Annotated in this window: 33 protein-coding genes; 3 read left to right on the forward strand and 30 right to left on the reverse strand. The window is 66.9% G+C overall.

Going from position 1 to position 20,727, the window contains the following annotated elements; genetic code table 11:
* Positions 1-16 precede the first annotated feature (16 nt).
* The 8 genes from ABC347_RS09960 to ABC347_RS09995 all read right to left on the reverse strand — a co-directional run bounded on the left by ABC347_RS09960 (position 17) and on the right by ABC347_RS09995 (position 4,954).
* A complete protein-coding gene (locus ABC347_RS09960; protein ID WP_413245577.1) occupies positions 17-397 on the reverse strand; it encodes a BLUF domain-containing protein in 381 nt (126 codons plus the stop codon).
* Positions 398-442: 45 nt separating this feature from the next.
* Positions 443-1,135: an ATP12 family chaperone protein gene (locus ABC347_RS09965; protein WP_413245578.1), complete on the reverse strand. Its 693-nt coding sequence runs from the start codon at positions 1,133-1,135 to the stop codon at positions 443-445.
* The gene (locus tag ABC347_RS09970) at positions 1,132-1,362 is read right to left on the reverse strand and encodes a hypothetical protein (RefSeq protein WP_413245579.1); all 231 of its coding nucleotides are present in this window, start codon (positions 1,360-1,362) and stop codon (positions 1,132-1,134) included. Before ABC347_RS09970 ends, ABC347_RS09965 begins: the two co-directional genes overlap by 4 nt.
* Entirely contained in the window at positions 1,359-2,024 is a 666-nt protein-coding gene (locus tag ABC347_RS09975) for an HAD-IA family hydrolase (protein WP_413245580.1), read from the reverse strand. The genes ABC347_RS09970 and ABC347_RS09975 overlap by 4 nt, the downstream gene beginning before the upstream one ends.
* Before the next feature lie 16 nt (positions 2,025-2,040).
* Entirely contained in the window at positions 2,041-3,144 is a 1,104-nt protein-coding gene (locus ABC347_RS09980) for an RluA family pseudouridine synthase (protein WP_413245581.1), read from the reverse strand.
* Positions 3,141-3,518, reverse strand: coding sequence for a fluoride efflux transporter CrcB (gene crcB, locus ABC347_RS09985; RefSeq protein ID WP_413245582.1), 378 nt, complete (start codon positions 3,516-3,518; stop codon positions 3,141-3,143). The genes ABC347_RS09980 and crcB overlap by 4 nt, the downstream gene beginning before the upstream one ends.
* Positions 3,519-3,698: 180 nt before the next feature.
* The gene (locus tag ABC347_RS09990; RefSeq protein WP_413245583.1) at positions 3,699-4,358 is read right to left on the reverse strand and encodes a hypothetical protein; all 660 of its coding nucleotides are present in this window, start codon (positions 4,356-4,358) and stop codon (positions 3,699-3,701) included.
* Between the two features lie 74 nt (positions 4,359-4,432).
* Positions 4,433-4,954: a hypothetical protein gene (locus tag ABC347_RS09995; RefSeq protein WP_413245584.1), complete on the reverse strand. Its 522-nt coding sequence runs from the start codon at positions 4,952-4,954 to the stop codon at positions 4,433-4,435.
* 50 nt (positions 4,955-5,004) lie between these two features.
* Between ABC347_RS09995 and ABC347_RS10000 the strand changes: the two genes are divergently transcribed.
* From ABC347_RS10000 to glsA, 3 genes are read left to right on the forward strand one after another with little or no spacing between them, the layout of a single operon-like run.
* On the forward strand, positions 5,005-5,280 hold the full coding sequence (locus ABC347_RS10000; RefSeq protein ID WP_413245585.1) for a hypothetical protein: 276 nt from the start codon (positions 5,005-5,007) through the stop codon (positions 5,278-5,280).
* 33 nt (positions 5,281-5,313) lie between these two features.
* Positions 5,314-6,168 (forward strand): EamA family transporter RarD, encoded by an 855-nt coding sequence (gene rarD / locus ABC347_RS10005; RefSeq protein ID WP_413247032.1) that lies wholly within the window; start codon positions 5,314-5,316, stop codon positions 6,166-6,168.
* 60 nt (positions 6,169-6,228) lie between these two features.
* Positions 6,229-8,058, forward strand: a complete 1,830-nt coding sequence (gene glsA / locus ABC347_RS10010) for a glutaminase A (protein WP_413245586.1) — start codon at positions 6,229-6,231, stop codon at positions 8,056-8,058.
* A gap of 144 nt (positions 8,059-8,202) precedes the next feature.
* On the opposite strand, the gene gdhA is transcribed toward glsA, so the two are convergent.
* From gdhA to rplB, 22 genes are all read right to left on the reverse strand, one after another.
* Complete coding sequence (gene gdhA, locus ABC347_RS10015) at positions 8,203-9,561, reverse strand: NADP-specific glutamate dehydrogenase (RefSeq protein ID WP_413245587.1); 1,359 nt, start codon at positions 9,559-9,561, stop codon at positions 8,203-8,205.
* 114 nt (positions 9,562-9,675) lie between these two features.
* Positions 9,676-10,200 carry an SRPBCC family protein gene (locus ABC347_RS10020; protein ID WP_413245588.1) on the reverse strand — a complete coding sequence of 175 codons (525 nt, stop codon included), beginning with the start codon at positions 10,198-10,200 and terminating at the stop codon, positions 9,676-9,678.
* Positions 10,197-10,799: a Uma2 family endonuclease gene (locus ABC347_RS10025; protein WP_413245589.1), complete on the reverse strand. Its 603-nt coding sequence runs from the start codon at positions 10,797-10,799 to the stop codon at positions 10,197-10,199. Before ABC347_RS10025 ends, ABC347_RS10020 begins: the two co-directional genes overlap by 4 nt.
* A gap of 31 nt (positions 10,800-10,830) precedes the next feature.
* Positions 10,831-11,481, reverse strand: coding sequence for an adenylate kinase (locus ABC347_RS10030; RefSeq protein ID WP_413247033.1), 651 nt, complete (start codon positions 11,479-11,481; stop codon positions 10,831-10,833).
* A 112-nt stretch (positions 11,482-11,593) separates the two neighbouring features.
* Positions 11,594-12,964, reverse strand: coding sequence for a preprotein translocase subunit SecY (gene secY, locus ABC347_RS10035; protein WP_413245590.1), 1,371 nt, complete (start codon positions 12,962-12,964; stop codon positions 11,594-11,596).
* Positions 12,965-13,077: 113 nt separating this feature from the next.
* Complete coding sequence (gene rplO, locus ABC347_RS10040; RefSeq protein ID WP_413245591.1) at positions 13,078-13,632, reverse strand: 50S ribosomal protein L15; 555 nt, start codon at positions 13,630-13,632, stop codon at positions 13,078-13,080.
* 105 nt (positions 13,633-13,737) lie between these two features.
* Positions 13,738-13,917: a 50S ribosomal protein L30 gene (rpmD, locus tag ABC347_RS10045; RefSeq protein WP_413245592.1), complete on the reverse strand. Its 180-nt coding sequence runs from the start codon at positions 13,915-13,917 to the stop codon at positions 13,738-13,740.
* A 5-nt stretch (positions 13,918-13,922) separates the two neighbouring features.
* Entirely contained in the window at positions 13,923-14,663 is a 741-nt protein-coding gene (gene rpsE, locus ABC347_RS10050) for a 30S ribosomal protein S5 (RefSeq protein ID WP_413245593.1), read from the reverse strand.
* A complete protein-coding gene (rplR, locus tag ABC347_RS10055; RefSeq protein WP_413245594.1) occupies positions 14,664-15,017 on the reverse strand; it encodes a 50S ribosomal protein L18 in 354 nt (117 codons plus the stop codon).
* The gene (rplF, locus tag ABC347_RS10060) at positions 15,017-15,550 is read right to left on the reverse strand and encodes a 50S ribosomal protein L6 (RefSeq protein WP_413245595.1); all 534 of its coding nucleotides are present in this window, start codon (positions 15,548-15,550) and stop codon (positions 15,017-15,019) included. The genes rplR and rplF overlap by 1 nt, the downstream gene beginning before the upstream one ends.
* Complete coding sequence (gene rpsH, locus ABC347_RS10065; RefSeq protein ID WP_413245596.1) at positions 15,550-15,945, reverse strand: 30S ribosomal protein S8; 396 nt, start codon at positions 15,943-15,945, stop codon at positions 15,550-15,552. Before rpsH ends, rplF begins: the two co-directional genes overlap by 1 nt.
* A gap of 10 nt (positions 15,946-15,955) precedes the next feature.
* Complete coding sequence (gene rpsN, locus ABC347_RS10070; protein ID WP_413245597.1) at positions 15,956-16,261, reverse strand: 30S ribosomal protein S14; 306 nt, start codon at positions 16,259-16,261, stop codon at positions 15,956-15,958.
* A gap of 28 nt (positions 16,262-16,289) precedes the next feature.
* Complete coding sequence (gene rplE / locus ABC347_RS10075) at positions 16,290-16,877, reverse strand: 50S ribosomal protein L5 (RefSeq protein WP_413245598.1); 588 nt, start codon at positions 16,875-16,877, stop codon at positions 16,290-16,292.
* Positions 16,870-17,190, reverse strand: coding sequence for a 50S ribosomal protein L24 (gene rplX, locus ABC347_RS10080; protein ID WP_413245599.1), 321 nt, complete (start codon positions 17,188-17,190; stop codon positions 16,870-16,872). Before rplX ends, rplE begins: the two co-directional genes overlap by 8 nt.
* Positions 17,190-17,561: a 50S ribosomal protein L14 gene (gene rplN / locus ABC347_RS10085; RefSeq protein ID WP_413245600.1), complete on the reverse strand. Its 372-nt coding sequence runs from the start codon at positions 17,559-17,561 to the stop codon at positions 17,190-17,192. Before rplN ends, rplX begins: the two co-directional genes overlap by 1 nt.
* Positions 17,562-17,576: 15 nt before the next feature.
* Positions 17,577-17,864: a 30S ribosomal protein S17 gene (gene rpsQ, locus ABC347_RS10090; RefSeq protein WP_413245601.1), complete on the reverse strand. Its 288-nt coding sequence runs from the start codon at positions 17,862-17,864 to the stop codon at positions 17,577-17,579.
* Positions 17,865-17,876: 12 nt separating this feature from the next.
* Positions 17,877-18,080, reverse strand: a complete 204-nt coding sequence (gene rpmC / locus ABC347_RS10095; RefSeq protein WP_413245602.1) for a 50S ribosomal protein L29 — start codon at positions 18,078-18,080, stop codon at positions 17,877-17,879.
* Between the two features lies 1 nt (position 18,081).
* Complete coding sequence (gene rplP, locus ABC347_RS10100) at positions 18,082-18,513, reverse strand: 50S ribosomal protein L16 (protein ID WP_413245603.1); 432 nt, start codon at positions 18,511-18,513, stop codon at positions 18,082-18,084.
* Positions 18,514-18,524: 11 nt separating this feature from the next.
* Positions 18,525-19,235, reverse strand: coding sequence for a 30S ribosomal protein S3 (gene rpsC / locus ABC347_RS10105; protein ID WP_413245604.1), 711 nt, complete (start codon positions 19,233-19,235; stop codon positions 18,525-18,527).
* A complete protein-coding gene (gene rplV / locus ABC347_RS10110) occupies positions 19,235-19,612 on the reverse strand; it encodes a 50S ribosomal protein L22 (protein ID WP_413245605.1) in 378 nt (125 codons plus the stop codon). The genes rpsC and rplV overlap by 1 nt, the downstream gene beginning before the upstream one ends.
* The gene (rpsS, locus tag ABC347_RS10115) at positions 19,612-19,887 is read right to left on the reverse strand and encodes a 30S ribosomal protein S19 (RefSeq protein WP_413245606.1); all 276 of its coding nucleotides are present in this window, start codon (positions 19,885-19,887) and stop codon (positions 19,612-19,614) included. Before rpsS ends, rplV begins: the two co-directional genes overlap by 1 nt.
* Positions 19,888-19,890: 3 nt before the next feature.
* The gene (gene rplB / locus ABC347_RS10120) at positions 19,891-20,727 is read right to left on the reverse strand and encodes a 50S ribosomal protein L2 (protein WP_413245607.1); all 837 of its coding nucleotides are present in this window, start codon (positions 20,725-20,727) and stop codon (positions 19,891-19,893) included.

Raw genomic sequence — 20,727 nt, forward strand, 5'->3', positions numbered from 1 at the left:
TCGCGCGCTGCGGCGATCAGTTGGGGAAATGGGCGCGCAGGGCTTCCGGGAATTTTTCCAGCCGGCGCTGCATGCCGAGATCGAACTCGTCGGCGGATGCCGATCCGTCGCGCAGCGCCATGCTCCAATAGCCGAATTCACGGCTTTCGATGCGGCGATCGCTGAGCAGTTCGAGATCGCGGTGGCGCCGGTCGCGACCGATCCGCGTGAAGGCCTCGACGATGCTGGGCTCCGGTCCCTCGATCACCTGCAGGAAGCGCGCGCCATCGCTCCACAACAATCCGGTGATCCCGTCCAGCGCATTGTTATGGCGCGATTGTTCGAGGATCTGGTGGACATCGGCGCCCTCGGTCGCATGGCTGCGGTAGAGGATCTGGCGCAGGGGTAGCTCGGTCACGCGGCCGCATATCCTTCCCGCCGGCCGAACACAAGCCGCCGCCGGTCAGCCGAGCAGCGCGATGAACCGTGCCGCCGCCACGAAATCGGCCTTGCGGGCCGTGCGCGCGGCTATGGCCTCGGCATCCTCGCCCCAGCGGCCGGCCTGCCACACTTCATCGAGATGCGCGGCATCGAAGCCGGCCTCCGCGGTGATCTCCGCTTCGGCCACCGCCAGCGCGATCACCAGCGATCCGGCGATCCGTACCAGCGGCGATAGCGCGGCCAGCGCGAAATCGTCACGCGCGAACACGGCTTCGGCCAGCCGGGCAACGGTGGCAGGCGGCTGTGCGCGGTGGACGATGCCGGTCGCGATCTCGAAATGGATATCGTAGCGCGCCTGCGCCCAGCCGAGCAGCGGATCCCAGGCTGCCGCCTCGGCCGCCACCAGATCGGCCGGATCGCCGGCGCGGTAACAGAGCAGGTCGCTTTCGCCATATTTCGCCAGATCCGCGGCGAAGGCTGCGCGCGCAGGGCGGACTTTGTCGATCGCGGCATTGGCGAGCCCGATCAGTCTCATCGTGGCGGGCGAAACCGTATCGCCTTGCGCGCGCCACTCGTCAGCGATCGCATCGGCCAGCGCGGCGGTCGGCAGCGCCAGATCCGCGCGATCCGGCGTCCGCACGGTGCGGCCGTCGAGCTGGATGGTAAAGCCGCCCGCACCCGGGGCGACTGAAACCTCGCGATAGAAGCGCTTCATCGATCGCGCGGGCTCCGCCAGCGGCGGACCAGCCATTGCGGCAGCACCAGCGATTCCAGCATGCCCAGGATGAACAGTGGCACGCCGATCTCCGGCCAGCCGCCGGTGCGCAGGATATCGCCGTTCCAGATCCACATGCCCAGCAGCATCAGCAGCACGCCGGACGCGCGGGCCATGGTGATGATCGTGTAGCGGGTCTGCGCCAGCGCGTCTTCGGGGTCGGTCATCCAGCAAGCGTCTCCATCAGCCGCGGCAGATCGGCCGGATCCTCGGCCACCGCATCGGCACCTTCGGCCAGCAGCTCGGCGCGGTCGTGATAGCCCCAGGCCACCCCGATCGCGCGCGCGCCAGCGGCCTTCGCCATCCCGATATCGTAAGCGGTATCGCCGATGACAATGGTGGTCTCGGGCGCGGCCCCGGCATCCGCCATCGCCTGCAGCGCCATCGACGGGTGCGGCTTCGACGGGTGGCGATCGGCGGTCTGCAGCGTCACGAAGCGCGCCAGCAGCCCATGATGATCGAGGCAATAGTTCAATCCGCGATCGGACTTGCCGGTGGCGACACCCAGCAGCCAGCCGGCCGCATCCAGCGCCTCGATCGCCGCCGCGATGCCGGGAAAAAGCGGCTCGGCGATCCGGCCCTGCCCGCGCAGCAGGTGAAAGGCGCGCTTGTAGCGTTCGGCCAGCGCGACATGATCGGCCGGCACGCCACCGGGATGCAATACGGTCATCGCCTCGACCAGGCTCAGGCCCACCACGCGGCGAGTAGCGGTCCGCGGGGGCGGCGGCAGGCCGGCATCGACGAAGGTCGATTCCATCGCGGTGCAGATATTGGCCGCGCTATCGACCAGCGTGCCATCGCAATCGAACAGCGCGAGGCGGTTTATCATGCGCCCGGCGTGCCCGTCACCGCGTGCCCCTGCCGCGGCGTTCGCCCTTGCGCTCCTTGCGGCGATCCTTCGCCTGGTGGAGCGCGGCGCGGCGCTTGCCTTCGGGCGTGTCCTTGGCCTTCACGTCGTCCAGCGGCAGATCGGCCAGCGCCGGATCGAACGCCAGCGTGGCGATGCTCTCGGCGAAATGGGGCGGCGGTTCGGCGATGATGTCGATCGGCGGGCCGCTCGGGCTGTCCACCTTCAACCGGCGCGCATGCAGGTGCAGCTTCCGGCTGATACCCCCGGTCAGATAGGCATCCTGCCCGCCATATTTTCCGTCGCCCACGATCGGATGGCCGATCGCAGCCATGTGCACGCGCAGCTGATGGGTGCGGCCGGTGAAGGGCTGCAGCTCGACCCAGGCGGCACGGTTGCCGGCGCGATCGATCACGCGATAGCGGGTGCGCGCGGGGCTGCCTTCCTTCTCGTCGACATGCATCTTCTCGCCGCCGGTGCCGGGCTGCTTGGCGATCGGCAGCTCGACCATGCCATCCTCGATCGAAGGCACGCCCACGATCAGCGCCCAATAAACCTTCCGCGCGGTGCGACTGGAAAAGCTCTTGGCGAAATGGCCGGCGGCGCGTGCGTTGCGCGCCAACAGCAGCACCCCCGACGTATCCTTATCCAGCCGGTGCACCAGCTTGGGCCGCCCTTCCGCCTCGAACTGGATGCCGTCGAGCAGGCCATCGACATGGCGCTCGGTCTTGGTGCCACCTTGGGTGGCGAGACCCGGCGGCTTGTCGATCACGATCGCGTTGGCATCGCGGTGGATGACCAGGCTCTGGATGAATTCCGCTTCCTCGGGCGGCAGCGGCGGCCGTTCCTTCTTCGGCTTCGCGGTCGGCACGGCCGGCGCCTCGGCCGGGGGGACGCGGATCACCTGGCCCGCCAGCACCCGATCGCCCGGCGCCACGCGCTTGCCGTCGACGCGCAGCTGCCCGGTGCGCGCCCAGCGCGACACAATGTTGAAGCTGGCATCGGGCAAATGCCGCTTGAACCAGCGATCGACGCGGATGCCGTCATCCTCGTCAGCCACGGTAAAGCTGCGGACGTCGTCGGAAATCGCGCTGCCGGTCATGCCAGCGTCCTCGTCAGTTGCAGGCCGATCACCAGCATCACCACCGATCCAGCCACCGAGGACACCGCATAGGCTGCAGCCATCACAGGCTGGCCGCGCTCCAGCATCGCGAAGGTTTCCAGGCTGAAGGCGGAAAAGGTGGTGAAGCCGCCAAGCACGCCGACCCCGAGGAACAGCCGCAGCGGCTCCCCCTGCGTGCCGAACCGCGCGAGCATGCCGGCCAGCACCCCCATCAGCATGCCGCCCAGCAGGTTCACGATCCAGGTGCCCCACGGGAATGCGGGGCCGAGATTGGCGAGCGCGACGCGGCCGATATGATAGCGGAAGCCGGCGCCGATCGCACCGCCGACCATGACGAGGAGCAAGGGGGGCATGGGGGCGCTGTAGCTTGCGCGGCGAGGAGTGACCAGTGGGCGCGACAATGCTCGCGCAGGGTAGCCGGACTGTACCCGTTCCGTCACCCCGGCGCATGCCGGGGTCCAGGGTATCATGCGGAGTCGCTCGGGGCTCTGGATCCCGGCATGCGCCGGGATGACGGGTTCAGCGCAGCGCGATCAGCGACCGACGCTGGTCACCAGATCGACATCGCTGCCGCCGCCCGGGCGGGCGACCAGCGTGATGACATAGGCATTCTCGCCGCTTGTGCCGCCCAGCACCTGTTCGCTGCCGCGCTGCTGGCTTTCGAACGTATAGCCGGCGCGCTTGGCCAGGCCCGCATACCAGGCGGCCAGCTTGGGCGGCGCCGCACCGGTGGCGAAGCTCACGACGCGCAGGCCGCAGCCGGCCTCGTCGCTGCCGGCGGCTTCCGCCACGCGCGCATCGCGCGGCAGCGGCGTGTGGGCCGGCAGCTTGGTCGACCAGCCGAAGCCATATTTCACATCCTTGGGGCAGCGGCCGGTGGCCTGCGCGGCGGCCATCTGGCCCAGCGTCACGCGATCAGGGCGCGGCGCGGCGCCTTCGCGCGGCTCGGTGCCGGCCGGCACCCCGCCCTCCACCGGGCGATCCGCGGCGCGCGCGGCCTTTGCGTTCGATTGCTGGCTCAGCTTGGGATCGACCATGATCTGATCGGCCAGCGCCGCAGTCAGCGCCGGATCGTCGGCACCGTCCGCCCCGTTGACGAGCGCGCTGTCGAGCGCATTCACATCCTTGGCGGGATCGGATCCGCAGGCGGCGATCGCCAGCGGCAGCAGCAGAATCGAAAGGCGGCGGGACATGCGCGAAGCTCCGGGATCAGGGTCGCGTGCTTCTACCATCGGGACGGTTGAGGAAGCGTTGACCTTCGACCGGATCAGTTCGGATCGGTCACCACGATCTCCCCGCTGGCACCGTTCGCGGCCGGGCTGGTCGTGACTGCGAAGCGCTTGCCGCCCGGCTTCTCGCCGCTCGCGCTGCGCGCATCGCCGGTCATCGTGAAGCCCGCCGCCTTCCCGGCCTCGCGATAATGGGCGATCAGCTTGGCAGGCGCATCGGTGCTGGTGAAGCCGATCTTGACGACATCCCCGCCCTTGGCCGCATCGTCGCCGACGACATCGACTCTGGTCACAGTGGTGTTGGCGGCCAGCGCCATGCCATCGATATCCATCTCGGCGCCATCGATGTCGAGGCCGGGGATCTTCACCTTGGCGCTGAAGCCCGGCACGTCGATCGCCACGCCATTGTCACCCGATTTCAGCGAGACGCCATCCTTGCCGTCGCCACCGATGCTGACCGATGCACCGGCCTGATTGCCGCCCGTATCGCCCGTGGTCGATACTTCGCAGCCGGCCAGCAGACCGCAGATCAGGATGGGGATGGCTCGCCGCGCGCGCATGGCAGACTCCGAAATCGAACGACGCTGCTATACCCCAAGGTGTATTACACATGCAAGACACCTTTTCGCTTGCAACCGTCACGATCGCGCACGACATAGGCGCCATGCTCAACATCCTCTCGCTCCTCATCGGCATCGTCAGCCTGATCGCGGCGCTGTTCGCCTTCATCCCCTTCCTTGGCTGGGCGAACTGGATGATCATCCCGGTCGCTGTCGTCGGCCTGGTGTGCGGCATGCTGTCGCGCCACCGCAGCGGCGCCATCGTGAACTTCGTGGTGATCCTCGTGGGTGGCTTCCGGCTGATGCTGGGCGGCGGCATCTTCTGACCGATCCTGCGGGCGAAGCGCCGCGGCGTCCTGCTGGGCGTCGCCGCCTATGGCATCTGGGGACTGCTCCCGCTCTATCTGAAGCTGCTGTCGGGCGTACCTGCACTGCAGATCCTGGCGCATCGCGTGCTGTGGTCGCTGCTGCTGCTGGCGGGCGCGGCGCTGCTGCTGGGCCGCGGCCGCACGATCCTGGCTGCGGTCAGCGCCGGGCGTACCGCGCTGATGCTGGCGGCCAGCGCCGCGCTGATCGCGGTCAACTGGCTGGTCTATATCTGGGCGGTCAATGGCGGTCATGTGCTGGAAGCGAGCCTCGGCTACTTCATCAACCCGCTGGTGAATGTCGCGCTGGGCGTGGCGGTGCTGGGCGAACGGCTGCGGCCGCGCCAGGGGGTGGCGGTCGCGCTGGCGGCGATTGGCGTGCTGGCGATGGCCATCGCCGGCGGCGGCGCGATCTGGGTGCCGCTCACCCTGGCGTTCAGCTTCGGAACCTACGGGCTGGTGCGCAAGCTGGCACCGATCGATGCGCTGGGCGGCCTGCTTGTGGAAACTGCGCTGCTGGCGCCGGCCTGCCTGGCCGTGCTGGCCTGGGCGGGGGCAACCGGCGCGGGCGTGTTCGGCGCCGACCGCGCAACCGATGGATTACTGATCCTGGCCGGCGCGGTCACGGCGATCCCGCTGCTGCTGTTCGCCGCCGCCGCCAAGCGGCTGCGCTACGCCACGATCGGGCTGCTGCAATATATCGCGCCGACCCTGCAATTCGTACTGGCGGTGACGCTGTTCGGCGAAGCGCTGCTGCCGATCCATCTCTTCACGTTCGGCTGCATCTGGGCGGGCTGCGCGATCTACGCGTTCGACATGCTGCGCGCGCCCCGCCCCGCCGCCGCCTGAACTTGGCGGCGCGCTCCGCTTGGGGCACTATCGCTCGGCGCACGGCAGGGGGGAGCGGGCATGATCGGACAAGGGGCGGGGCCGGTGGCCGCCTATCTCGAGGCGCTGGCCGCGGCGCTGCGCCCGATCCGCGACGGCAAGCCCGCCACCTACATCCCTGAACTGGGCAAGGCCGATCCGGATCTGTTTGGCATCGCCGTCGCCACGATCGACGGGCAGGTCTATACCGCCGGCGATGCGGGCCACCGCTTCACGATCCAGTCGATCTCGAAGCCGTTCAGCTATGGCCATGCGCTCGATCGGCTGGGCCGCGATGCGGTGCTTGGCCATGTCGGGGTGGAGCCGACCGGCGAGAGCTTCAATTCGATCCTGCTCGACGAAGCGCACAACCGCCCGTTCAACCCGATGGTCAATGCCGGCGCGATCGCGGTGGCCGAACTGATCGAAGGCGCGGACGAGACCGCGCGCCGGGCCGCGCTGGACGAGCTGATGGCGCGCTTCGCCGGTCGACCGCTGGCGCTGGACGAACCCGTCTATCTTTCCGAGAAAGCAACTGGCCACCGCAACCGCGCGATCGCTTGGATGATGCTTAATTCGGGAATGATCAAGGGCGATCCCGAAGCCGTGCTCGATCTCTATTTCCGGCAATGCTCGCTGCTGGTCGACTGCCGCGATCTGGCGCTGATGGGAGCGACCCTGGCCAATGACGGGGTGAACCCCGCGACCGGCGAGCGCGCCTTGAAGCGCGTACACGTCCCCGACGTGCTGACCGTGATGAACATGTGCGGCATGTACAACTATGCCGGTCAGTGGAGCTACGAGATCGGGCTGCCCGCGAAGAGCGGGGTTTCGGGCGGCATCCTGCTGGTAATCCCGGGCCAGGCCGGCATCGCGATCTTCTCGCCCCCGCTTGACGAGAATGGCAACAGCGTGCGCGGCATCGCCGCCTGCGCGCGGATCGCGGACGATTTCGGGCTGCACATCTTCGGCACTCACCCCAACGTCCGCAGCGCGATCCGGCTCGATTATCGCGGCGATCGGGTGCGATCGAAACGCGCGCGCAGCCCCGCCGAACGCGCGCTGCTGGATCGGGCGGCACGCCGCGTCCACATCATCGAGGCGCAGGACGCGCTGTTCTTCGGTTCGACAGAGCGGCTGCTGCGCCGCGCCACCGCGCTGGCGGAAGGCGCGGACTGGCTGGTGATCGATCTGCGCCGGGTATGGTCCGCCGACATGGCCGCCGCGCGGCTGCTGGCCGGGTTCGCCGACGACATGGCGGCGGCGGACAAGCGGCTGGTGCTCGCCAACCTCGACCCGACCGGGCCGCTGGCCGAAATCGCGGAGGCCGTAAGCGGACGCTGCGCGGCAATGTTCGACAGCCGCGATGCCGCGCTCGAGCATGTCGAGGAAGCGCTGATCGCGGAACAGGCGCCCGATCTGCGCGATGCGGCGGCCGATTTCGACGCGCTCGACATCGTGGCGGGGCTCGATGCCGATCAGGTCGCCCGCGTGCGCGCGTTGGCGATCCCCTTACGCTTCGCCGAAGGGGAGTATCTGGCGCGCGAGGGCGAGGAAGCCCCCCTGTTCTTCGCGATCGCCACCGGTCGCGCTTCGATCCGGCTGCCGGTCGGCGATGGCCGCCACGTCCGGATCGGATCGGTCGGCCCCGGCATGACCTGTGGCGAGATGGCGCTGGTCGATCGCGGCCGCCGATCGGCCGACATCGTCGCGGACGACGATGTCTCCGCCTGGGGCTTCGGTATCGAGGAACTGCACGCGCTCGCCAAGGACGACCCAGCGCTGCTGATCACCATGATCGGCAACATCACCCGCGACCTGGCCGCCCGCCTGCGCATCGCCAATGCCGAGATCAGGGCGCTGGAGGCTTAGAGGTCAGATCCTCCCCGGCACGGGGAGGGGGGACCATGCGCAGCATGGTGGAGGGGGGCCTCGTCAAACGCTGCGCTTGCGGCGAGCCACCTCCACCACGGCTTCGCCGCGGTCCCCCTCCCCGTACCGGGGAGGATCAGCGTCTCAAACCACGCCGTAGGCCAGCATCGCGTCGGCAACCTTCTTGAAGCCGGCGATGTTCGCGCCCTTCACATAGTCGATATAGTCGCTGCCGGGCTCGCGGCCATATTCCTCGCAGCGGTGGTGGATGCCTTCCATGATGTCGATCAGCAGCTTCTGCAGCTCGGCTTCCTTCCACGAGATGCGCGCCGAATTCTGGCTCATCTCGAGGCCGGACACCGCGACGCCCCCGGCATTGGCCGCCTTGCCCGGCGCATAGAGGATGCGCGCGCCCTTGAAGACGTGCACGCCATCCAGGTCGGTCGGCATGTTGGCGCCTTCGGATACCGCGATGCAGCCATTGGACACGAGCAGCTTGGCTTCCGCGCCGTTGAGTTCGTTCTGCGTGGCGCAGGGCAGCGCCACATCGCACGGCACGATCCACGGCTTCTTGCCGGCGTGGAATTCCGCGCCCGAAAACTCCTTGGCATAGTCCGAGATACGGCCGCGCCGGCGGGTCTTGTGCTGCTTGACCCAGTTGACCTTGTCCTGCGTGATCCCGTCCGGATCGTGGACGAAGCCTTCGGAATCGGACAGCGTCAGCACCTTGCCACCGAGCTGGTTGATCTTCTCCGCAGCATGGGTGGCGACATTGCCAGAGCCGGAGATCACTGCGGAGAGGCCCGCCAGATCCTTGCCCTTGGTCCGCAGCATGTTGGCGAGGAAATAGACCGCGCCATAGCCGGTGGCTTCCGGTCGGATCAGCGAGCCGCCATATTCCAGCCCCTTGCCGGTCAGCACGCCGGTGAACTGGTTGGTGATCCGCTTGTACTGGCCGAACATGTAGCCGATCTCGCGGCCGCCGACGCCGATATCGCCCGCGGGCACGTCCACGTCCGCGCCGACATGTCGATAGAGCTCGGTCATGAAGCTCTGGCAGAAGCGCATCACCTCGCCGTCGCTCTTGCCCTTGGGGTTGAAGTTGGCGCCGCCCTTGCCGCCGCCCATCGGCAGGCCGGTCAGCGAATTCTTGAAGGTCTGCTCGAAGGCGAGGAACTTCAGCACGCTTTCGGTGACGGAGGGGTGGAAGCGGATGCCCCCCTTGTAGGGGCCGATCGCATTGTTGTTCTGCACGCGCCATCCGCGCTGGACGCGGATGTTGTGGTTGTCATCCTCCCAGCAGACGCGGAACGAGATCACGCGGTCCGGCTCGGCCAGGCGGCGCAGGATTTGCGCGGCGTGATACTGCTCCTTGTCCTCGATGAAGTCGTAGATGTCCTCGGCGACTTCCTGCACGGCCTGGACGAACTCCGTCTGGCCGGGATTGCGCTTCTTCACACCCTCGATGAACGTATTCAGGTCGACATGGTCGGTGACGGCCATCTTCTGATCCCCCGGAACTGGCTGGAACTGACGACGACCCTGGCGCGGCGCGCCCTCTTGAGTCGGGCGCGTCCACGCGCGCTTCCTAGCATGGATTTCGCGGCCGAAAGCGGACTATTTCCGTAATGAAGCGATCGTCTTGGCCAGCGAATCGAGCTGCTGGCGCAGCACGGAATCGATCAGCGGCGCCATCACCGGCCACGGCGTTCGCGCCACGCCCGAGACGGCATAACGCTGGACGATCCGCGTGCCCTGCCCGTCCGGCTGCAGCGTCCAGCTGAGCGGGCCGGTGGCGGCATCGCCCTGCAGCGGGCCGAGCCCGCCGGTCAGCCGCAGCAGCTTGCCCGGATCGGCATAGACGACGCGCAGATGCTCGACCGACCCGCCACCGGGCAGCGATTCGCAGAAGCAGCCGCCGGCGCGCAGATCGAGTGAGAAATTCTCCGCCTTGCCCGACCAGCTGTGCGCGGCCTGCCACCAGCGCTTCGGCTCGATCAGCACGGCCCATACCGCCGCCGGCGGCGCGGCGACGAACGCCTCGTTCTCCACGACCATGCCGGCCTCGCCGACCGAAGCGACCTTGGCAGCGACCGGCAGCGGCGTGGCCAGCAATGCGCCCGCAAGCGCCACGCGGATCATTCCGCGCGCCAGCCGGCAGGCAGGCCGATACCGGACAGCGTAACGCTGTCGACGGCATTGCCGAAAGGAACGCTGTCGTGACGCGCATAGGCGCCATCCTTCAGTCCGGCGAACCGCTCGATCCGCCGGGTGCGCATCACTGCGACCCAATATTCGGCGATGCCATGCGCGGCATAGATGCGCTTCTTGCGGCCGAGATCGCGCCGTTCGGAACTGTCGGCCACTTCGATCACCAGCTTCACGCTGCCGTCTGGCGCCCCACGCTCGGCCGGCTGCGGGGCCCAGATAAACAGATCGGGCTCGGGAAGATTGTGACGGCCCAGCTCAATCGCCCCCTCGACCAGCAATTGCAGACCAGTGCCATTCGCACGCACGGCATCCCGAAGGGCATCGTACAGCGCCATCTTGAGCCGCGCATGAGGCAGGTGCTGCGCGTTCACGACGCTGATCTTGCCATCCAGCAGCTCCGCCTTGGAAAAGTCGTCGAGCGCGCCGCTCTCGTTGATCGCGACGAACTGCTCGATCGTAAGCTTCAGATCGCGTGGGCGGGTGGCGCGGGCACCGCGTTCCGGAATGGCAATGGAGGCAGGCCGGTTCATGCCGCCACCCTATCGCATCGCCCCGGGCGCGTCACCGCCCGTCGAGGATGGCCGCGATCGCGGCTGCGACATGATCCATATCGGCCATGCCGTCGACGCGGTGGACCAGCCCACGCGCTTCGTAGATCGGCAGGATCGGCGCGGTCTTGGCGCGATATTCGGCCATCCGGGTGCGGACCGCTTCTTCATTGTCGTCGGCACGGCGCTTGAATTCGGTCGCGCCGCAGACATCGCAGACATTCGCGATCTTCGGCTGCTTGAAACGATCATGATAGCCCGCACCGCAGCGTGCGCAGGTGAAACGGCCGGTGATCCGCTCCACCAGCGCATCCTCGTTCACCTCGAGCTCGATTACATGATCGAGATGGCGGCCGCGATCGGCCAGCAGCGTATCCAGCGCGGCGGCCTGCGCCTCGGTGCGGGGATAGCCATCGAAGATCACGCCGGAAACGGTGTCCGGCTCGTCCAGCCGCGCACCCAGGATCTGGCTCATCAGATCATCCGGAAACAGCTTGCCGGCCTTCATGATGCCGTCGGCCAGCTTGCCGATCTCGCTGCCGGATGAAACCGCCGCGCGCAGCATGTCGCCGGTCGATACCTGGACCATGCCGCGTTCGGCCACCAGCCGGCTCGCCTGCGTGCCCTTGCCGGCACCAGGCGGCCCCAGCAGGATGATATTCAGCGCCATTCCAGTATATCCCCCCGGGCCGCTTCGCTCTGCGTACCGTCCTTAACCTTGTGCGACAGAATGGCGACAGGCAATTCTGCCGGGGCAGACTGCGCCGAGCGGGCTGTCAGCGGCGCAGCGCCCCGCCCTTCAGCTTGGCCTTCTTGATCAAGTCGCCATATTGATGGGCCAGCAGATGGCTCTGGATCTGGGTCACCGTATCGATCGTGACGTTGACGACGATCAGCAGGCTGGTGCCGCCCAGATAGAACGGGATCCCCATCCGCGCGACCAGCAATTCGGGCACCAGGCAGATCAAGGTCAGATAGGCCGCGCCGATCACGGTGATGCGCGTCAGCACATAATCGAGATAGGTCTCGGTCGCCTTGCCGGGGCGGATGCCGGGAATGAAGCCGCCGTAGCGCTTCAGATTGTCCGCCGTCTCCTCTGGGTTGAAGACCACTGCGGTATAGAAGAAGCAGAAGAAGATGATGCCGGCGGCATAGAGGGTCATGTACAGCGGCGTGCCGTGCTGCAGCCACTGGTTCATGCCGATCAGGAAATCGCCCCAGAAACTTTCGCCTGCCACGCGGTTGCCCGCGAACTGGCTGATCGTCAGCGGCATCAGCAGCAGCGACGACGCGAAGATCGGGGGGATCACGTTGGCGGTGTTGATCTTCAGCGGCAGGTGGCTCTTGTCGGCCTGCATCATGCCGCGCTGGGTCTGTCGCTTGGGATACTGGATCAGCACCCGGCGCTGCGCGCGTTCCATGAAGCAGATGAACAGGATCAGGCCCAGCACCAGCACAAGCACGCCGATGATCAGCAGCGGCGACAGCGAACCGGTGCGGCCGCCTTCGAACACCTGCGCCAGCGCGCGCGGCAGATTGGCGACGATGCCGGCCATGATGATCAGTGACACGCCATTGCCGATGCCACGGCTGGTGATCTGTTCGCCCAGCCACATCAGGAACATCGTGCCGCCGATCAGCGAGATCACGACGGTGACGCGGAATAGCATGCCCGGATCGACGACCGCGGACATGCCCTGGTCGGCACCCCAGCTTTCGAGCCCGACCGCGATGAAATAGCCCTGGATCGCAGTCAGCAGCACGGTGCCGTAGCGGGTATATTGGTTTAGCTTCTTGCGGCCGCTCTCACCTTCCTTCTTGATCGCGGCCAGCGTCGGCGACAGCGAAGTCGACAGCTGCACCACGATCGAGGCGGTGATGTACGGCATCACGCCCAGCGCGATCAGCGACATACGCTCCAGCGCGCCGCCCGAGAAATTGTTGAAGAAATCCAGCACGCCGCCGCGCGTCGTCTCGAACAGGCTGGCCATGGCGCGCGGATCGATGCCGGGCAGTGGCACGAATGACAGCAGGCGGAAGATCACCAGCGCACCCAGGGTGAACCAGAGCCGCTTCTTCAGCTCGGTCGCCTTGGCGAACTGCGACAGGCTGATGTTGGCGGCCAGTTGCTCGGCTGCTGATGCCATATCTGATACTCGACCCCGGAATGTGTAAAGGGCGGCGGAGTGCGTCCACGCCCCCCGCCGCCCCATATAGTGTCCGGCACGGGCTTGTCAGCCCGCCGCCGGCGAAAGGCGGATCAGGCTTTCGCCGCCGCCTTCTTCTCGGCCTTCGCGTCGGCGCGCGCCTTCTGCACGGTACGGTGCTTGGCCTTGGCCTTGTCCGCCGCGGGCACGACCTCGATCACGTCGACCGAACCGCCGGCCGCCTCGATCGCCTCGCGCGCCGTCTTCGAAACGCCGGCGACACGGAACGACAGCTTCGCCGAATAATCGCCCTTGGCCAGGATCCGCACGCCATGCTTGCCGCCGCGGCCGACGCCCGCCGCCTTCAGCGCGTCATGGTCGATCGTGCCGTCGCTCGACAGCTTGCCGGCGTCGACCAGCTTCTGGATCGCGCCGAGATTGACTTCGGCATGGTCCTTGCTGAACGGATTGTTGAAGCCACGCTTCGGGATCCGCATGTGGAGCGGCATCTGGCCGCCCTCGAACCCGTTGATCGAGACGCCTTCGCGGCTCTTCTGGCCCTTCTGGCCGCGGCCGGCGGTCTTGCCCTTGCCGGAACCGATACCCCGGCCGACGCGCATCCGGCTCTTGCGGGCGCCATCATTGTCGCGGATTTCGTTCAGTTTCATGATCTGCACTCGCTTTCGCTTTTGTCGCGCTGAAATGAGGAAGGGGGCCGCATAGCCCCCTTGCCCCTGACTGTCACCCCGCGAACGCGGGGCAGGCCGGAAGGCTCAGGCCTCCTCGACCTTCACCATATGATGCACCTTGCGGATCATGCCGCGCACCTCGGGGGTATCCTCGAGCTCGCGGGTCTTGTGCATCTTGTTCAGGCCGAGGCCGATCAGCGTCGCGCGCTGCTTGCCGATCCGGCGGATCGGCGACCCGGTCTGGGTTACCTTGATGGTCGCCATGTCTGTCACTCCACAATCGCGGCCGCTTCGGCCTCGGCGACCGGCGCGGAAGCTCCGCCATGACCCAGCAGGTCGGCGATCTTCTTGCCCCGGCGCTGCGCGACCGACTTCGGCGACGTCTGCTCCGTCAGCGCCTCGAAGGTCGCACGGATCATGTTGTACGGGTTGTTAGTGCCGACCGACTTGGTCACCACGTCGGCCACGCCCAGGCTCTCGAAGATGGCGCGCATCGGGCCACCCGCGATGATGCCGGTGCCGGCCGGGGCCGCACGGACATAGACCAGGCCCGCGCCGAAATGGCCGCGGCCATCGTGATGCAGGGTCCGGCCCTCGCGCAGCGGCACGCGGACCATCGCCTTCTTGGCGGCGGCAGTGGCCTTGGTGATCGCCTCCGGCACTTCGCGCGCCTTGCCATGGCCGAAGCCGACCCGGCCCTTGCCATCGCCGACCACGACGAGCGCCGCGAAGCCGAAGCGCTTGCCGCCCTTCACGGTCTTGGAGACGCGGTTGATGTGGACGAGCTTCTCGATCAGCTCCTCGCCACCATCCTCGCCGCCGGTGCGGTTGTTGTCGCGACGGCCACGATTGCCGTCACGACCGCCACGGCCGCGATTGTCGCCGCCCGGGCCACGGCCACGGCCGCCACGCGGACCACGGCCCTGGCGCTCGCCCTCGGGCGCGCTGCCGGCATTGGCGGCACCGGCCTCGGCGGGTGCGCCGGCCTGGTTCTCGGTTTCGTCAGCCATTTAGAACTCCAATCCGCCTTCGCGGGCCGCGTCGGCAAGCGCCTTGACACGTCCGTGGAACAGGAAACCGCCGCGATCGAACACGACGCGCGTCACGCCGGCGGCCGAAGCGCGCTCGGCGATCCGCTTGCCGACCGATGCCGCCGACTCCGCGGTCGCGCCGGTCGTGCCGCGCACGTCCTTGTCGAGCGTCGAGGCCGCGGCCAGCGTGCGGCCAGCCTCGTCGTCGATCACCTGGGCGTAGATATGACGCCCTGAACGGTGGATCGACAGCCGCGGGCGGACACTGCCCTTGGCACGCAGCGCGGTACGGACGCGCTGGCGCCGCTTCGCGAACAGAGAGAGCTTGGCCATTACTTCTTCTTCCCTTCCTTGCGGAAGATGAACTCGCCGGCATATTTGATGCCCTTGCCCTTGTAGGGCTCGGGCTTGCGCCAGCGGCGGATCTCCGCGGCAAGCTGGCCAACGGCCTGCTTGTCGTTGCCACTGATGTTGATCGTGGTCTGATCCGGGGTCGCCACCGTGATGCCTTCCGGCACGTCGATGTCGACATCGTGGCTGTAGCCCAGCTGCAGCTTCAGCTTGCGGCCCTGCGCATTGGCGCGATAGCCGACGCCGGTGATCTGCAGCGTCTTGGTGAAGCCGTCGGTCACGCCGGTGACCAGGTTCTGCACCATCGTGCGCTGCATGCCCCAGAAGGAACGTGCCCGCTTCGTGCCGTTGGCCGGCTGGACCGCGACCGCGCCATCCTCGACGCTATAGGTCACCTCGTCCTGCAGCGGCATGGACAGGCTGCCCTTCGGCCCCTTCACGGTCAGCGTGCGGCCTTCGATATTGGCGGTCACGCCCGACGGGACGGGGACCGGCTTCTTGCCGATGCGGCTCATCAGAAGACCTCCGCGAGAACCTCGCCGCCGACATTCTGCTCGCGCGCTTCCGCGTCGGACAGAACGCCACGTGGCGTCGAGACGATGGTGATGCCCAGGCCGTTGCGGATGCGCGGCAGATCCTGCGCCCCCGAATAGACCCGGCGACCGGGCTTGGACACGCGCGCCAGATGCTGGATCGCGGGCTGGCCCTCGAAATATTTCAGCTCGATGCGCAGGCCGTCATGGCCGGCAACGGGCTCGGCCGCATAGCCGCGGATGTAACCCTCGCGCTGCAGCACGTCGAGCACACGGGCGCGCAGCTTGGACGCGGGCGAGACCACGCTGTCCTTGCGGGCGCGCTGGCCATTGCGGATACGGGTGAGCAGATCGCCCACGGGATCGGTCATCGACATATCTTGACCCTTACCAGCTCGACTTCGTGACGCCCGGGATCATGCCCTTGTTGGCAAGATCGCGGAGCATGACGCGCGCGAGACGGAACTTGCGGTAATAAGCGCGCGGGCGGCCCGTGACTTCGCAGCGGTTGCGCACCCGGGTCGGGTTCGCGTTGCGCGGCAGTTCGGCCATCTTGAGCCGGGCGATCAGCCGCTCGGTCTCGTCCTTGGACTCGTCGTCCGCGATCGCCTTCAGCCGGGCATATTTGCCGGCATACTGCTTCACGAGCTTCTTGCGACGCTCATTCTTGTTGATCGAACTCAGTTTCGCCATGGACTTAAGCTCTTCCTTCTTCGCGCCGTCAGGCGGCCTGCTTCTGCTCAGCCTGCGGCTGCGGGAACGGGAAACCGAACAGGCGGAGCAGCTCGCGCGCCTCCTCGTCGGTGTTGGCAGTGGTCGCGATGATCACGTCCATGCCGCGGATCTTGTCGACCTTGTCGTAGCTGATCTCCGGGAAGATCAGCTGTTCCTTCAGGCCGGTGGCATAATTGCCGCGGCCGTCGAACGACTTGTCGCTGAGGCCACGGAAATCGCGCACGCGCGGCAGCGCGATCGTCACGAAGCGGTCGAGAAACTCGTACATCCGCTCGCGACGCAGCGTCACCTTGGTGCCGATCGGCATGCCTTCACGCAGCTTGAACTGCGCGATCGACTTCTTCGCCTTGGTGACCACGGCCTTCTGGCCGGCGATCTGGGTCAGTTCGGAAGCGGCCTGCTCGACCTTCTTCTTGTCCTGCGTCGCCTCACCCACGCCCATGTTGAGCACGATCTTGGTCAGCTTGGGGACCTGCATCGGGTTGGTGTACCCGAACTTCTCGGTCATCGCCTTGACGATCGTCTCGTCATACATCTTGTGGAGCCTGGGCTTCACATTCTTGGCTTCAGCCATTGATCGTCTCCCCGGACTTGACGGCCACGCGGACCTTCTTTCCGTCCTTGGTCTCGAACCGGACGCGGGTCGCGCGGCCATCCTTGGGATCGGCCATCGCCACCTTCGACACGTGCAGCGGCGCCTCGATCCGCTCCAGGCCACCCTGCGGGTTCACCTGGCTCGGCTTGCGATGGCGGGTCGCCACGTTCACGCCCTTCACGACGACCTTGCCGTCCTTCGGGATCGCGCGGGTGACCTCGCCGGTCTTGCCCTTGTCCTTGCCGGACAGGACGACGACCGTATCGCCCTTCTTGATCTTCATCGCCGACATCACAGCACCTCAGGCGCGAGCGAGATGATCTTCATGTGGTTCTTGGCCCGGAGCTCGCGCACCACCGGCCCGAAGATGCGGGTGCCGATCGGCTCCCCGCTGTTCTTGTTGATCAGCACCGCGGCATTGCCGTCGAAGCGGATCGTGGACCCGTCAGCGCGGTGGATGTCCTTGGCGGTACGCACGATCACCGCACGGTGAACGTCGCCCTTCTTGACCTTGCCGCGCGGCGCGGCTTCCTTGATCGACACGACGATGATGTCGCCGACCGAAGCGAAGCGCCGCTTGGAGCCGCCGAGCACCTTGATGCACTGGACGCGCTTGGCGCCAGAGTTGTCGGCGACGTCGAGGTTGGACTGCATCTGGATCATGGTTCAGTCCTCCTGTCAGGCAGCAGCGGTGTCGGCGGGGGCGCCGGCGGACTTCGGACGCAGATGGGTGTCGATGCGATCGACGACCGTCCAGGTCTTCAGCTTGGAAATCGGGGCACATTCCTCGATGCGGACCATCTCGCCTTCGCGATAGGCATTCTCGGCATCGTGGGCGTGATACTTCTTCGAGCGGCGGATGATCTTGCCGTACAGCGGATGCTTCACCTTCCGCTCGACGAGGACGACCACCGTCTTGTCGGTCTTGTCGGAGACCACCGTTCCGGTCAGCACGCGCTTCGGCATGGCTGGCGCTCCTTACTTGGCGGCCGAGCGCGAACGCTCGGTCTGCAGGGTCTTGATCTGCGCGATCGTGCGGCGCACCTCGCGGACACGGCTCGGCTTCTCGAGCTGGTTGGTGGCCGCCTGGAAGCGCAGGTTGAACTGCTCGCGCTTCAGCTCGCCCAGCTGTTCACCCAGCTGGTCGTCGGTCTTGACCTTGAGGTCGGCGATCTTCGCCATCTTACTGTTCCTCGTGCAGCGATTCGCCCAGGCGGGCGACGGGCTTCACCTTGATCGGCAGCTTCTCGGCCGCACGCTCGAACGCCACGCGGGCGATCGGACCGGGCACGCCGTCCAGCTCGAACAGGATCCGGCCGGGCTTGACGCGGGCCGCCCAGAATTCCGGCGAACCCTTGCCCGATCCCATGCGGACTTCGGCCGGCTTCGACGAGACCGGCACGTCCGGGAAGATGCGGATCCACAAACGCCCCTGGCGCTTGATGTGACGCGTGATCGCGCGACGGGCCGCCTCGATCTGGCGGGCGGTGATCCGGTCCGGCTCCATGGCCTTGAGGCCATAGGCGCCGAAGTTGAGCGTGGTGCCGCCCGGGGCCTTGCCCGAGATACGGCCCTTGAACGCCTTGCGGAACTTGGTGCGCTTTGGTTGCAGCATGATCTAGTTCCTCAATTCCGGCGATCGTCGCGCGCCGGGCGCACGCCCGAGGTCTGCGCTTCCATCATCAGCCGCTCCTGCGCCAGCGGATCATGGCCGAGGATCTCGCCCTTGAAGATCCACACCTTGACCCCGCACACGCCATAGGCGGTGTGGGCTTCGGCCTCGGCATAGTCGACATGCGCGCGCAGCGTATGCAGCGGCACGCGGCCTTCGCGATACCATTCGGTCCGCGCGATCTCCGCGCCGCCAAGACGGCCCGCGCAGGTGATCCGGATGCCTTCCGCGCCCAGCCGCAGGGCAGACTGCACCGCGCGCTTCATGGCGCGGCGGAACGCGACCCGGCGCTCGAGCTGGTCGGCGACCGACTGCGCGACGAGCTTCGCGTCGATCTCCGGCTTGCGGATCTCGACGATGTTCAGCGACACGTCCGACGCGGTCATCTTGCCCAGCGTGCGGCGCAGCTTCTCGATGTCCGCACCCTTCTTGCCGATGATCACGCCGGGGCGCGCGGCATAGACGGAGATGCGGCACAGCTTGGCCGGACGCTCGATCACCACCTTCGAGATCGCGGCCTGCGGCAGCGTCTTGATGATATGCTGGCGGATCTTCAGATCCTCCAGGAGCAGACGGCCGTAATCGGCGCCGTCGGCATACCAGCGGCTGTCCCAGGTTCGGTTGATCTGCAACCGCATCCCGATCGGATTGCTCTTCTGACCCATTATTCGGCCTCCTGCTCGCGCACGACCACGCGGATGCGCGAGAACGGCTTGATGATCCGGGTGGATTTGCCGCGGGCGCGGGTGGCGAACCGCTTCATCACGATCGACTTGCCGACCGAGGCTTCCTGCACCACGAGCGCGTCGACATCCAGGTTATGGTTGTTCTCCGCGTTCGCGATCGCGGAAGCCAGGCACTTGCGCACGTCGACCGCCATCGCCTTCTTGGAGAAGGTGAGGATGTTGAGTGCGTCGCCGGCCTTCTTGCCGCGGATCAGGCCCGCGACCAGGTTCAGCTTGTAGGGGCTGCCGCGCACCGAGGTGTTGACGGCAAGGGCCTCCTTGTCGCCGACGCGACGGGGGGATGCTGGCTTCGACATCAGCGCTTGCCCTTCTTGTCGGCAGCGTGGCCGGGGAAGTAGCGGGTCGGCGCGAACTCGCCGAGCTTGTGCCCGACCATGTCCTCGTTGACCGACACCGGCACGAACTTGCGGCCGTTATAGACGTTGAACGTGAGCCCAACGAACTGCGGCAGGATCGTCGAGCGACGCGACCAGGTCTTGATCGGTGCGCGCGCGCCACTGTCCTGCGCCGTCTCTGCCTTCTTCAGCAGATGCAGCTCGACGAACGGGCCTTTCCAGACGGACCGGGCCATCGCTTACCTCTTCTTCTTCGCGTGACGCGAACGGATGATCATCTTGTCGGTCGACTTGTTCGACCGGGTGCGCGCGCCCTTGGTCGGCTTGCCCCACGGGGTGACCGGGTGACGGCCGCCCGAGGTGCGGCCTTCACCACCGCCGTGCGGATGGTCGACCGGGTTCTTGGCGACGCCGCGGGTCAGCGGACGCTTGCCCAGCCAGCGGTTGCGGCCGGCCTTCGCCAGGTTCTGGTTGGCGTTGTCCGGGTTCGACACCGCACCGACCGTGCACATGCAATCCGCACGGATATAGCGCTGCTCGCCCGAGTTCAGGCGAACCATCACCATGCCCTTGTCGCGACCGACGATCTGCACATAGGTGCCCGCCGCACGCGCGATCTGGCCGCCCTTGCCCGGCTTCATCTCCACATTGTGGACGATGGTGCCGACCGGAGCCTGGCCGATCTCCATCGCGTTGCCCGGCTTGGTGTCGACCTTCTTGCCGGCGACGATGCTGTCGCCAACCGCCAGGCGCTGCGGCGCGATGATGTAGTTCAGCTCGCCATCCGGATACTTCACCAGCGCGATGAAGGCCGAGCGGTTCGGATCATATTCGAGATGCTCGACGGTCGCGGGCACATCCCACTTCCGGCGCTTGAAATCGATGATCCGATACTTCTGCTTGTGGCCGCCCGCGATGCCGCGCGCAGTGGCGTGGCCCATATTGTTGCGGCCGCCCGACTTGCGCTTGCCTTCGGTCAGCGCCTTGACGGGCTTGCCCTTCCACAGCGACGACTTGTCGACGAGGATCAGACCGCGGCGGGCCGGGCTCGTCGGGTTGTAATGCTTGAGCGCCAT

Source organism: Sphingomonas canaveralia, assembly GCF_047238125.1.
GTDB lineage: Bacteria > Pseudomonadota > Alphaproteobacteria > Sphingomonadales > Sphingomonadaceae > JBDFMH01.